This window comes from Actinomadura sp. 7K507, assembly GCF_004348425.1.
GTDB lineage: Bacteria > Actinomycetota > Actinomycetes > Streptosporangiales > Streptosporangiaceae > Spirillospora.
This window is the reverse complement of record NZ_SMKK01000041.1, coordinates 1-12,924: the sequence shown is the minus strand read 5'-3', so window position 1 is coordinate 12,924 and position 12,924 is coordinate 1. Positions and strand designations below refer to the sequence as shown.

Genomic DNA, 12,924 nt, shown 5'->3' with positions numbered 1-12,924 from the left:
TCGGCTGGATCGCCTTCCCTGGTCGAGGTTCCACTGGAGGATCGTGATCGGCCTCGGCACCGTCTGGATCCTGGACGGGTTGGAGGTCACGATCGTGGGTTCGATCGCCGCCCGGATGACCGAGCCGGGCAGCGGGATCGACATCTCGAGCGGCGACATAGGCACCGCCGCGGCCTTCTACGTCGCCGGCGCATGCCTGGGTGCGCTCTTCTTCGGCCAGCTCACCGACCGCTTCGGACGCAAGAAACTGTTCTTGCTCACACTGGGGCTGTACCTGGTGGCGACCGTGGCGACCGCGTTCGCGACCGAGGCGTGGTACCTGTTCCTGTTCCGTTTCCTCACCGGCGCCGGTATCGGCGGTGAGTACGCGGCCATCAACTCGGCCATCGACGAGCTGATCCCCGCCCGCAACCGCGGCCAGGTGGACCTCGCCATCAACGGGAGTTACTGGCTGGGCGCGGCCATCGGAAGCCTCGGCAGCGTGCTGCTCCTCAACGAAGCCCTGCTGTCGGCAGATCTCGGCTGGCGGATGGCCTTCGCCATCGGCGGGGTCCTCGGGTTGGGGATCATGCTGGTACGCCGGAACGTCCCGGAAAGCCCCCGCTGGCTGTTCATCCATGGACGTGCGGATGAGGCGGAACGGATCGTCGACGGGATCGAACGGGAGGTCCGGGCCGAGACGAGGGAGCCGCTGCCTCCCCCGGCGCAGAGCATCACCGTGCGCCAGCGCAGGTCGATCAGCTTCGGTGAGATCGCCCGCGTGACGGCCAAGCGCTATCCCAACCGCACCGTGCTCGGGCTCTCGCTGTTCGTCGGGCAGGCGTTCATGTACAACGCCGTCACGTTCGACCTGGGCACGATCCTCAGCGACTTCTTCGACGTCGCGTCCGGCACGGTGCCCTACTTCATGGCCGCGTTCGCGCTCGGCAACCTGATGGGGCCGCTGCTGCTCGGACGCCTCTTCGACACCGTCGGCCGCAAGCCGATGATCGCCGGCACCTACTTCGGCTCCGCGGCGCTGATCGCGACGACGGCCGCCCTGCTCATGGCGGACATGCTGACCTCGACGACGTTCATCATCCTCGTCGCGCTGAGCTTCTTCGTCGCGTCGGCCGGGGCCAGCTCCGCCTACCTGACGGTCAGCGAGATCTTCCCGATGGAGACCCGCGCCCTCGCCATCGCCCTGTTCTTCGCCGTCGGCACCGCGGTCGGCGGGATCACCGGCCCGGCCCTCTTCGGCCAGTTCATCGGCAGCGGCCGGCTGGATCTGGTCGCTCTCGGGTTCTTCATCGGGTGCGGAGCGATGATGCTGGGCGGGTTCGCCGAGCTGATCTTCGGTGTCCGCGCTGAACAGCAGTCCCTGGAGAACATCGCCCGTCCGCTGACCGCGGAGGAGGCCGACGCCACCACGCCGCAGGAGCAGGAGAGCCTCCGGCGGTCCGAACTGGAGCGGGAACTGGCGCCGGAGGACAGGCGCCTGGCCGCCGAACGCGATCGCCGCGCCCGGGAGCGTGCATCCCGGCGCCGCAAGCGGGAGATGACGGGGCCGCAGCGCTTCCGTCCCGGCCCTGGGGGCTCGCAGACCTACTCGCCGGGGATGATGGGAACCACAGGCACTCCGAGCCGGTCGACGGCGGTCGCCGAGCAGGAACTCGACCGTGAGATCGACGACCTCGCCCACGCGACCGAGGAGGGCCCGGTGGAGCGGCGCGACCTGGCGGAGCGGGTCGGTGCCCGAGGCTGGGGCCCCGGCCGGTTCAGGCGCGCCCTGGATGAGGCGACCAGGGAGGGGCGCCTGCGGCGGCTGCCGCGCAACAGGTACGGCCCCGGAGACTCGGGGAGGGACGAGGAATGACGCTCGCCTGCCGCCTTCTCGGCCATCGTCCGCGGTTCACCAGTGAGGGGAACACGCTGGTGTGGACCTGCGACCGGGGATGCGGTGCCGGAGGGTCCAAGGAGTACGAGACGGCCCTGGACGCCGCCCGTTACGCCCGTGCCTTCGACCGGGAGGACCGGGAGGATCTCGGCAGGCGCGCCCCGCTGATCGGGCTGTTCCCGCTCCGCCTGCTCCGGGCCTTCCGCAACCGCCCCCGCAGCGGGCCAGAGGGCGGTCGCGGCGGCGGTCAGAGAAGCTGAGCCTCCCGGGCCTTGCGCACCGCCTCCCGGCGCCGGGAGGCGGTGAGCTTCCGGTAGATGTGGCGCGTGTGCGTCTTCACGGTGTTGACCGAAAGGTGCAGTTCGGCCGCGATCTCCTCGGTCGTCAGGACGCTCTGGAGATACCGCAGCACCGTCAGCTCCCGCTCGGTCAGCGGCGCGGCGGGGCCGTCGGTCCGCTCGGCGGCGCATCCGACGATCTCCATGACGAACGGCCAGCATGCCGTCCCGGAGTCCAGGTGGGCGCTCAGCAGCCGCCGCGCGGCCGGGCCTTCGCGAAGGAACACACCCCGGAAACGCTCGTGATCGGCGAGTTGGAGGGTCTTCTCCAGGGTCGTGGAAACGTGCCGGTCATGACCGAGACGGTCGGCGGCCAACGCTTCCAGCAGGCGCGCTTCCAGGCTGAGCCCCAGTTCCCCGTTCGGTGCGCCGGCGGCCGTCAGTATCGCCGCGTCCAGATCGCCGTCCCTCAGTTGTATGCGCGCGAGCGCGACCGACAGCGGCGCCGAGCAGCCCGACGCCCCAGCCTGGTCGGCCAGTAGCCGGGCGGCCGTGCCGGTGTCCCCGAAGCTCGTCCGCAGCGCCGCCTCGGCGGCGGTGAACCGGTGGGCGATGTATGTCGGCACCGTCCAGCCGGTAAGTTCGTGGTGGGCCTCGCGCAGTACCTCGTCCGCGCGGGAGCGGTGTTCGCCCACCTGAAGCGACCACAGCCGGACGATGCTGATCAGCGCGGCGAGCAGCCGGTCACCGGGACTCTCCGCGAGATCCAGGTACCGCGCGGCCTCGTTCCCGTCGCCCCATTCGTGGTGAGTGATCGCCAGCGCGAGATGGGCGTATCCGCAAGCCGCGGGCGTCCTCGCGAAGCCGAGCGAATCCTGAGCGGTCTGCCCCGCGAGGTGGAGTTCGCCGAGCAGGGCACGGGCCACGGCGAGCCTGCTGAGGCACACCGCCCGGGCCCGGTCCAGGCCCGCGCGCTCGGCCGCGGCGAGCCCGTCGTGCAGTGCCCTTTCCGCCGTGCGCAGGTCCCCGGTCGCCAGCCGGGCCGTGCCGAGTGCGGAAAGGGCGACCGAACGGGCGCCTTCGCCGTCCTCCCGGTGCGCGAGGAGCCGTGACGCCTGGGAGAACGTCGCGGCGACGTCGCCCGCCGTCACCGACCGTGTCAGGCGGATCGCCGTGGCCTTGTCATCGCCGGCCTCGGCGGCGTGGTCGCCGGCGAGCCGCAGGTAGCGGTCGGTTCCGCGCCGATCACCCAGAAGCTGCTGATTCAGTGCACAGGCCAGCGCAAGGTCAGGGTTATCGCGAAGCGCCGCTTCCGGCGGCGCTGGGTCGGACGCCCAGAGCGGCGGGTCCGAATCCGACAGCACGAGATCAGGCCAGTGGTCGGCCAGCAGATCCGTGGCCATCCGCCAGTCCAGGGACAGGAGGGCGTGCTGCAGCGCGTCTGGGGACGAGCCTCGCGCGGCGTACCAGGCGGCCGCGCGCCGATGCAGGTCGGGGACTCGCCGTGGTGCCCGCCTGGTCAGCTCACGGCGAAGGAACTCACCGAGAAGACGGTGGCAGCGATACGAAGAGCGCCGACCGCCGACCGAGTCGAGGAAAGCGCCCGCGTCCCACAGTTCGGCCAGGATCCGTTCACCGTCCGACCGGCCGGTGAGGGCGTCCGCCAGGCTGCCGGTGAGCTGCTCCAGCACAGAGCCGCACAGCAGAACCTCCAGATGCCCGCCGTCGAGACCGCCCAGTACCTCCGAGGTGAAATAGCCCGCGATGGTCTCGTGGTCGCCGGTCAGCCCGTCGACGAAGCGCAGCGGATCGCAGTGTCCTCGCATGGACAGCCCCGCCAGCCGCAGGCCCGCCGGCCAGCCCTCCGTACGCTGGTGCAGCAGGCGCGTGTATCGGCCGGGCAGTTCCAGGCCCAGTGCGGCCAGCAGTTCGACGGTCTCCGACATGGTGAACGATAGCTCTGCGGCCTCGAGTGCGGTGACCGCACCGGCGAGCCGCAAGCGCGCCAGTGGAGGTCCCGGGCCACCACGCGTCACGATGATCATCCGTAGTGCCCGCCCGGCGTGCTGGGCCAGATACTCCAACCCCTTCAGGACCCGCGGGTCACGTATCCGATGGAAATCGTCGAGGACGACGCCCACGGGTTCGCGCAGATCGGCCAGCGCGGCCGCCAGCCGGGCGAGGAACACTTCATGGGGCGCCTCGTCCGGCGACGGCAGGGCGTCGCTTGCGTGTCCTCCCGCAGAGTTCAGCGCGGCCCGCAGATAGGACCAGAACCGGGGATCGTCCCCGTCTTCGACGCCGAGCCAGCCGACCGGGAGGTCCGTCGCCCTCGTCCACCAGCTCAGCAGCACGGACTTCCCCCAGCCGGGCGGAGCGTTCACCAGCGTCAACGGGTGTTGCAGCCCGGTGTCGAGAACGCGGCCGAGGCGTGGACGCTCCACCAGCCCCGGTGGAGGGGCGGGCACCTCCAGCTTCGAACCCAGCAGTGGTACCTCAGTCACGCCCACCACCCTGCGCGTGCCACCAGGACCTCGTATCCTCAGTACGGGTAGCAGCCGGCGCTGAGCGCCCTCAAGGCGCCCCGGCAGTGATCGCCGGAGAATCAGTTCCGCTTGGACATTTCCCTACCTGCGTGTTCGGCTGGACGGGGCCTTTCCGGGGAAAGCCGCGATCATGGGCCCGGAATCCCTGTTCATCGTCGGCCTGGCCATCACGGCCGTGGTACTGCTCTCCCGGGCCCTGGCCGCGCGTATGGGGGTGCCCGACGCGATCCTTCTCGTCGTGCTCGGCGCAGCGGTTGCGTTCCTGCCCGGCATGCCCGAGGTCGAGTTGCCACCGGAAGTGGTGCTGCTGGGCTTCCTGCCCCCGCTCGTCTACTACGCCGCCTTCTTCAGCGCCCCGCGGGAGGCGAAGGCGGATGCCGTGCCGATCACGGCGCTCGCGATCGGCCTGACGACGGTGACCACCTTCGCCGTCGCCGCGGTCCTGCGGTGGATCCTGCCCGACCTGGGCTGGGCGGCCGCCGTCGCCCTCGGCGCCGCCGTCGCCCCCACCGACCCCGTCGCCGCGATCTCGATCATGAAGCGGCTGAACGCGCCGGGCCGGATCGTGACCATCGTCGAAGGGGAGAACCTCATCAACGACGCCGTCGCGCTCACCGCCTTCGTGCTGGCCGTCGAGGCGCTGACGACGCCCTTCACCGTCGGCCACGGCATCGTGCGGCTGGCCGAGGTCGTCGCCGGCGGTGTGGCGTACGGCCTCGCGGTGGGGTTCATCGCGTCCCGCCTCCGCCGCCGGATCCGCGATCCCGGCAGCCAGATCATCGTGTCCCTGCTGACGCCGTACCTCGCGTTCGTCCCGGCCGAGGAGCTCGGCTTCTCCGGGGTACTCGCCGCCGTCTGCGCGGGCTTCTACCTCGGCACCCGCGGAGAGGGCATGCTCCAGCCGGCGTCCCGGCTGCCCGGGCAGCTGTTCTGGCAGGTGCTGGTCTTTCTCCTGGAGTCGGCGCTGTTCGTGCTGCTCGGCCTTGAGATACGCGTCATCGTGCGCGAGCTGACCGGCGCGGCATGGTCGTCGGCGATCCTCGGCGCGGCCGCGGTCGCGGCCGTCATCGTGGCCCTGCGGCTCGCCTGGACGCAGTTCGTCTTCCCGCTCTCCCGGTACCTGCCCGGCCGGCACATCGCCTTCGACCATCTGCCCTGGCGCGACCGGCTCGCCATCGGCTTCAGCGGCATGCGAGGCGCGATCTCACTGGCGATCGTGCTGTCCCTGCCGGTGTCCGCGCCGGGCCTGCCGCCGGACCGGCGCGGCGAGCGGCTCTTCGTGACCGGCGCCGTAGTGTTCGTCACCCTGATCGGGTGTGCGACCACGCTGCCCGGCCTGCTGAGACGGCTCGGCCTGGCCGAGTCCGACCGCGTCCGGATCGAGTACCAGGAGGCGCGGAAGGCCGTAGTGGACGCCGCCCTGGCACGGCTCGACGAGCTCGTCGAGAACGGCGAGGTCGACGATCGCACCGCCAGGGCCTTCCGCCAGCTGTACGAGGATCTCCTGGACCAGATTCGCACCGAGTTCGGCGAGGACCTCGACGAGGAGGTCACCGACGTCCTCGGCTTCCGCCGCGAACTGGTGCGGACGCAGCGCGAGAAGCTGCGCCGGCTCTACTCCAAAGGCAAGATCAGCGCCGAGGTCCTGCGGGCCGTGGACCGATGGCTCGATCTCGAGGACCCCGACATCCGGGAAGTCGGCTGACCGGGAGCCGCACCCTCCCGGACCTGTCAACTCTGAGGATGTGCCGGACCGGCCGGACGGGCAACGTCGCAAATCAGAGAACGTCCAACGAGAGGATCAGACGATGGCACTGCCCAGCATCCGCCGCCCCGGAGACACGATGCTCAACCCGAGGCCACGGGCGTTCGACCCCCTCTACGAGCAGATGGAACAGCTGGTCAACGCGGTTTTCGCCGGTACCGCCACGGAGATGCCCTGGGCGCCCGCGGCGGACGTGAGCGAGACCGACGACGCCTACGTGATCGAGACCGAACTTCCTGGCCTGAAGAAGGACGAGATCGACGTATCAATGCACGACCGGGAGCTGACCATCACCGGGGAGGTCAAGGAGCAGGAGAGTCGTGGGCTGCGGCACCGCAAGCAGCGGCGCACCGGCCGGTTCGAGTACCGCGTGTACCTGCCCGGTGACATCGACGCCGAGCGAGTCGACGCGAACCTCGGCGACGGCGTGCTCACCGTGACGGTCCCCAAGGCCACGACCGAGAAGGACCGCCACATCGAGGTCAAGGGCTGACCCCGCGCGCGCACGGGGCACGCCGCCCACATCCGCGGGAGGGGCCGATGATCGTCCGTTGCGGGCACTGCGGCACGAAGAACCGCGTGCCGGCCGCTGCCGACGGCAGTCCAGTCTGCGGCAATTGTCACCGGCCGCTCCCGTGGATCGCAGACGCCGGAGACGAGGACTTCACCGAGGTTGCCGAGCGCTCCTCGGTCCCGGTCATCGTCGACCTGTGGGCGGCCTGGTGCGCGCCGTGCCGCACGGTCAGCCCGGTACTGGAGCGCATCGCCCACGAGATGGCCGGGCGGCTGAAGCTCGTGAAAATCGACATCGACCGGGCGCCGAAGATCCAGGAGCGCTTCGCCGTGCGTGCCGTTCCCACGCTGCTGCTGATGCGCGAAGGGAAGGTGATCGACCGGAGAGCGGGCGCCGTATTCGCCGGTCCGCTCCGAACGTGGGTGGGGGAGGCCCTTGGAAGAGACACTTGATCTGTACGGCGCCTACCCCCGACTCGACCGGGAGCAGATCGGGCTGGTCGCGGCATACGGGGAACGACGCCCGACCCGCCGCGGCGACGTCCTCTTCGCGGAAGGGGACTGTGCCTACGACTTCTTCCTGCTCGTGTCCGGGATGGTGGCGATGCTCGACAAGGGCGAGGTCATCCGAATGCACGGACCGGGCCGCTTTCTCGGCGAGATCGGCCTGCTGACCGGTCAGCCCACGTTCCTCACCGCCCGCGTCGAGGAATCCGGCGAGGTGATCGCGGTGCCGCCACGACGGCTGCGCGAGCTCGCCGACCGGGAACCCTGGTTCGGAGACCTCGTTCTGCGCGCGTTCCTCATCCGGCGCTCCCTGCTCATCGAGCACGGCGCCGGGCTGCGAATCATCGGTTCGCGCTTCTCTCTCCGCTGTCTGCGGCTGCGCGACTTCGCCGCGCGCAACCGGCTGCCGCACCGGTGGATCGACGTCGAGGACGACGAGGACGCCGAATCACTGCTCATGAAGCTCGGCGTCCCGGCGTCGGAAACACCCGTCGTGATCCTGAACGGTGAGCGGGTGCTGCGCAATCCGGGCGACGACGAACTCCTCCGGCTGCTCGGGCTACCGCCACCGGCACCGGCCCCCTCGGTGCACGACATGCTCGTCATCGGCGCGGGCCCCGCCGGGCTGGCCGCGGCCGTGTACGGCTCCTCGGAGGGGCTGGACACGATGGTCGTCGATGCCATCGCCACCGGAGGGCAGGCCGGGACGTCGTCCAAGATCGAGAACTACCTCGGTTTCCCCGCAGGCATCTCGGGTGCGGAGCTGACCGAACGGGCAGTCATCCAGGCAAGAGAATTCGGAGCGAAACTTCACGTGCCCGGTGCCGCCACGGGGCTGCGGGCGGGCAACGGCCGGTACATCGTCGACCTCGACGGAGGCGGCGAACTGTCCGGCCGCACGGTCGTCATCGCGACCGGCGCCCACTACCGCCGGCTGGACGTCCCGCACCTGGACGACTACGACGGTGCCGGCGTGTACTTCGCGGCCACCCAGGTTGAGGCGCTGCAGTGCCGGGACATGCCGGTGGCCATCGTCGGCGGCGGCAACTCGGCGGGCCAGGCGGCCGTCTTCCTGGCCCGGCACGCCACCCGCGTGTTGCTCTTCGTCCGGGGCGCAGATCTCGGCGAGAACATGTCGCGCTACCTCATCGACCGGATCGAGCACTGCCCCGAGGTCGACGTCTTCCTGCACACCGAGATCCGTGAACTGCACGGTCACGATCTCCTGGAGGAAGTCGTCACAAAGAACAACCGGACCGGTGAAGTCCGCCGCTTCAAGGTACGTGCATTGTTCGTCTTCATCGGAGCTGACCCCTGCGTCGCCTGGTTGTCCGGCACGGTCGACCTCGATGACAAGGGATATGTGCGCACCGGCGGCCCACAGGCCCTGCCGCTGGAGACCAACCTCCCCGGCGTTCTGGCCGCCGGCGACGTGCGGAGCGGCTCGATCAAGCGGGTCGCCTCCGCGGTGGGAGAGGGAGCGATGGCCGTTCGCCTGGCGTTCGAGCGCCTGAGTTGATGACTAGCCGTCGGGGCATGAGATGAACGGTGACCAGCGGATACGGGCGGCGGCCCGCACTGCCGTCACGCCGGTGCGGGTGCGACTGAAGCGGCTGCGTACACAGCCCACGGCCATCGTGATCGCCCGCCTCGCCGTGACAGCGGTTCTTTCCTTCCAGTTCGCGTCATGGCTGCCCGCTACCAGCCCAAGGCCCGTACTCGCCCCTCTGACCGCAATCCTCGTCGTCCAGGTCACGCTGTACCAGACCATCCACCATGTCTGGCAACGCGTCGTCAGCGTCGTCGTCGGTGTGATGGTCGCAGCACTGCTGTCCAGCCAGCTGGGATTCAGCTGGTGGAGCCTGGGCCTGGCCATCACGGCCGCACTGATCTGCGGATTCGTGATGCGGCTCGGCAACTACATCCTCGAGGTGCCGATCAGCGCCATGCTCATCCTGTCCCTCGAAACCGGCGCCGCGGCCACGGGGCGGATCGTGGAGACCCTCGTCGGCGCGCTCACCGGCCTGGTCGCCGGGATCCTGACCTCGCCCATCAAGATCCAAGCAGCCGAGGAGGCGCTGGAGGACCTCAGCGGCACCATGGCCCGTCACCTCCACGACCTCGCCGCCGCGGTGGAAAACCGCCCCGAGCCACACACCTTCGACGAACTGCTCTCCCAGGCCCGCTCCCTCACCCGAGAAGTCCAACGCGTGGACGGCGAACTCGTACACGCCGAGGAGAGCATCCGCCTCAACCCGCAGGGCGTCGGAATGCTGCGGTCAATGGTGGCGTTGCGGGAGACCTTGGTCGCACTGGAACACTGCGGAGTCACCATCCGCGGCCTCGCACGCTGCCTCGCCGACCACGCCAACGAACCTGAGCAGTGGCGCGAGGACCCCCTGTCCAAGAGCGACACCCGCGCCCTGCTGGCCACGACCATGAGACACCTGGCCTCGGCGCTGGGCACCTACGGGCGAATGCGCCGGCAGCAGTTCGCCACAGGAAACACCGACCTCGAGGACCCGCTCGCCTCCCACCTGGACGCCGCGCGGGAAGAGCGCGTCAAGCTGACCGAGATGCTGCGGGCCGACAGCCCCGACTGGCCGCTCCACGGTGAGCTCCTCGTCCACCTGGACCGCCTGAGAAGCGAACTGGAGTCCGGGCGACGAACGCGAGCGGCAAGGCGCCCGCGTCGCCGACTCCACATTCCCAAGCCTTCGCCGCCCGCCACGCTCAGCCCGATCCGGCGGCGAACAGACCTTCGTCGAATACGCTCCTGACCCGCACTCGCCGTCGACAAGTCGTCGAGCGCCCTTCGACAGGGAGCGTCGTTCAGGCCACTGTCGAGCCCAACGAGATCAGCTTGCCGAAGGTGAGCCGTACCGGCTTCTGTGACGAGGTCCAAGGCTGTCGTGCAGGAGTGGACGTAGCGGGTGGCGTTGTTTCGCCTGGGGTGGTCCGGTGGAGCGCACGATGGTCGGATGGGACGTGTTCGAGGTGTTGGTGGCGTGTACCGCCGGTGTGGGTGTGAAGATCGGGTTTCGGGCCGGGCGGTGGGTGGCAGATGCCCCCGGCTGGCGATGGAGCGGAGCCATGGGAGCTGGTATCTGCGGTTGGAGCTGGGCAGTGGTCCGGGCGGGATCCGTCGGCGGGTCCGGCGGGGCGGGTTCCCCACCCGGAAGGCGGCTGAGGAGGAGTTGCGTCGGTTGCGTGGGCCGGCGGGCAGTGCGTTGACGGTGGCGGAGTGGCTGGGGCGGTGGTTGGCGAACCATCCTGGTGCGGCGTCGACGGTGGCCGGTTACGCCGATCACGTGGAGCGTTATCTGGGGCCGTTGCTGGGTGATCTGCTGGTGGCGGAGGTGTCGGTCGGGCAGGTGGAGCGGATGCTGGCCACGATCGCGCACGACCACGAACAGCGGGGACGGCCGGTGACGGCGGCGACGCTGCACCGGATCCGGGCGACGTTGCGTGCGGCGTTGAATGCTGCGCTGCGGGCTGGGTGGATCGAGGAGAACCCGGCGTCGCTGGTGGTGCTTCCATCGGCGCGGCGGCCGCGTGCGGTGGTGTGGACGGCGGGTCGGGTCGAGCAGTGGCGGCGGACGGGGGAGCGCCCGAGCGTGGCGGTGTGGACGGTCGCGCAGACTGCGCAGTTCCTCAACGGCATCCGAAGCCATCGGCTGTACGCCGCCTACCACCTGATCGCGCTGCGCGGGCTGCGGCGCGGCGAGGCGGCCGGATTGCGGTGGTGCGAGGTCGACCTGGACGCAGGAACCGCGGTGATCTGCCGGCAGGTGCAGCGCAGGAACGGCCGGCTGACCGCGTGTGCACCAAGACGCCGCACAGCAACCGGGTGATCGCGCTGGACCGCACCACCGTGACCGCGTTGCGGGCGCACCGGAGCCGGCAGCGGGCCGAGCAGGAGGCGTTCGGCGAGGGGTACCGCGACAGCGGTTATGTGTTCACCAATCTCAACGGTGAGCCGGTGTCGCCGGGATGGTTGACCCATCAGTTCCAGCGGTTGATCGCCGAGCAGGACATGCCGCCGATCCGGTTGCACGATCTGCGGCACGGCGCCGCGACCCTGGCCCTGGCCGCGGGTGTGGAGTTGAAGGTGGTCCAGGAGATGCTGGGGCATTCCAGCATCGTGCTGACCGCCGACACCTACACCAGCGTCCTACCCCAGGTCGCCCACACCGCAGCCGAGAAGACCGCCGCACTGCTCATGCACGCCGCCGGCATCGTGCCCGGCACCAACCGCCGCCGCGGCAGAGGCCCGACCCGCCGCAAGCGGCGCGCCCCGCGCAACGGACAGGCGCGGCTGCCCCGAAAGCGCACCAGCAGGACGAACCGGAGCGCGCGTGCGAGACCCCGGGCTCGACCGGCCGCGAAGCCTGCCGCGTTGTAGTGGCTCGTACGCGACCTCAGAGCTTCGGCTCCCGACATGAGATCTTCGAGCGGGAAAGGACAACCGCATACCGTTTCCGCACCTAACGACCGTCGGTGCGCGATCCAGCCCTGCCTGGACGACGGCCTGGGGGAGAGGAGCCCTTTGCAGGGCCTCTGTTCCTGCATCCCCGTCCCCAGGAGGGCCTCATGTCGGCCCCAGGCATGATCAACCACGCGCGGTGTAGAGCGTGTTTTCCCTGGTCAGGGGTGGTGGGTCGCGTGGGACTCGAACCCACAGCCTACGGATTAAAAGCGGTTCGGAACCGCCGAGCCGACAACGAGCCGACATGGGCCGTTGGCGATTTTGTGGCTTGCTAAGCGGCGGCCTCCCCTGACCAGCATGGACGGAGTTTTCGGCAAGCGCAGCGCTGACCTTGCGCCGCATCTATGTGTTCTTCGTGATGGAGGTGGGCACCCGCCATGTCCATGTCCTGGGTGTGACCGCGCACCCGGACGGGGCATGGACGGTGCAGCAGGCACGGAATCTGCTGATGGATCTGGGGGAGCGGGCCGCCGGGTTCGGCTTCCTGGTCCGCGACCGGGCCGGTCAGTTCACCGCGGCGTTCGATGCCGTGTTCGCCGCTGCCGGGATCACGGTGGTGAAGATCCCGCCGCGAAGCCCGAAAGTGAACGCCTTCGCCGAACGCCGGATCCGCACTGTGCGAGGCGAAGTCACCGACCGCATGCTGATCGCCGGGCTACGCCACCTGCACACGGTCCTGAGTGAGTATGTCGCGCACTATAACCAGCATCGTCCGCACCGGGCTCAGGGTCTGCGACCACCAGACCACGACGACATCACCACGGCCGCAGTAACCGACATGACGACGGCGAGAATACGGCGGCGGAGGGCCCTGGGCGGTCTGTGTCAACGGCCGTTCTGAACTCCCCGTGGGCGGCCTTGAGATCTCCCCGCTGGCGGCCGTGGTGTGTTCCCCAACGGCGGCCAGATAGTTCCCCGCCGTTGGTGCTGGTCAGGGTTAGGTGAAGGGC

At 69.7% G+C, this 12,924-nt stretch carries 11 protein-coding genes; 10 read left to right on the top strand and 1 reads right to left on the bottom strand.

Translation table 11 applies throughout. From position 1 onward, the window contains the following. Positions 1 to 43 precede the first annotated feature (43 nt). The gene (locus E1285_RS12115) at positions 44 to 1,855 is read left to right on the top strand and encodes an MFS transporter (RefSeq protein ID WP_243722733.1); all 1,812 of its coding nucleotides are present in this window, start codon (positions 44 to 46) and stop codon (positions 1,853 to 1,855) included. Then, on the top strand, positions 1,852 to 2,136 hold the full coding sequence (locus tag E1285_RS12110) for a hypothetical protein (protein WP_132151225.1): 285 nt from the start codon (positions 1,852 to 1,854) through the stop codon (positions 2,134 to 2,136). The genes E1285_RS12115 and E1285_RS12110 overlap by 4 nt, the downstream gene beginning before the upstream one ends. On the opposite strand, the gene E1285_RS12105 is transcribed toward E1285_RS12110, so the two are convergent. Beyond that, positions 2,124 to 4,658 (bottom strand): LuxR C-terminal-related transcriptional regulator, encoded by a 2,535-nt coding sequence (locus tag E1285_RS12105; protein ID WP_132151223.1) that lies wholly within the window; start codon positions 4,656 to 4,658, stop codon positions 2,124 to 2,126. The genes E1285_RS12110 and E1285_RS12105 overlap by 13 nt on opposite strands. Before the next feature lie 172 nt (positions 4,659 to 4,830). Between E1285_RS12105 and E1285_RS12100 the strand changes: the two genes are divergently transcribed. From E1285_RS12100 to E1285_RS12070, 8 genes are all read left to right on the top strand, one after another. Beyond that, positions 4,831 to 6,405, top strand: coding sequence for a Na+/H+ antiporter (locus tag E1285_RS12100; RefSeq protein WP_132151221.1), 1,575 nt, complete (start codon positions 4,831 to 4,833; stop codon positions 6,403 to 6,405). A 103-nt stretch (positions 6,406 to 6,508) separates the two neighbouring features. Next, positions 6,509 to 6,958: an Hsp20/alpha crystallin family protein gene (locus tag E1285_RS12095; RefSeq protein WP_207946553.1), complete on the top strand. Its 450-nt coding sequence runs from the start codon at positions 6,509 to 6,511 to the stop codon at positions 6,956 to 6,958. 47 nt (positions 6,959 to 7,005) lie between these two features. Then, a complete protein-coding gene (locus E1285_RS12090; protein WP_132151219.1) occupies positions 7,006 to 7,431 on the top strand; it encodes a thioredoxin domain-containing protein in 426 nt (141 codons plus the stop codon). Further along, positions 7,415 to 9,004 (top strand): FAD-dependent oxidoreductase, encoded by a 1,590-nt coding sequence (locus tag E1285_RS12085; protein WP_132151217.1) that lies wholly within the window; start codon positions 7,415 to 7,417, stop codon positions 9,002 to 9,004. Before E1285_RS12090 ends, E1285_RS12085 begins: the two co-directional genes overlap by 17 nt. Positions 9,005 to 9,026: 22 nt before the next feature. After that, positions 9,027 to 10,265, top strand: coding sequence for an FUSC family protein (locus tag E1285_RS12080; protein ID WP_132151215.1), 1,239 nt, complete (start codon positions 9,027 to 9,029; stop codon positions 10,263 to 10,265). 531 nt (positions 10,266 to 10,796) lie between these two features. Further along, the gene (locus E1285_RS45515; RefSeq protein ID WP_165966573.1) at positions 10,797 to 11,339 is read left to right on the top strand and encodes a hypothetical protein; all 543 of its coding nucleotides are present in this window, start codon (positions 10,797 to 10,799) and stop codon (positions 11,337 to 11,339) included. Next, positions 11,306 to 11,890 (top strand): tyrosine-type recombinase/integrase, encoded by a 585-nt coding sequence (locus E1285_RS45510; RefSeq protein ID WP_165966572.1) that lies wholly within the window; start codon positions 11,306 to 11,308, stop codon positions 11,888 to 11,890. The genes E1285_RS45515 and E1285_RS45510 overlap by 34 nt, the downstream gene beginning before the upstream one ends. A gap of 415 nt (positions 11,891 to 12,305) precedes the next feature. After that, the gene (locus tag E1285_RS12070) at positions 12,306 to 12,815 is read left to right on the top strand and encodes an integrase core domain-containing protein (protein ID WP_207946552.1); all 510 of its coding nucleotides are present in this window, start codon (positions 12,306 to 12,308) and stop codon (positions 12,813 to 12,815) included. Positions 12,816 to 12,924: the final 109 nt, after the last annotated feature.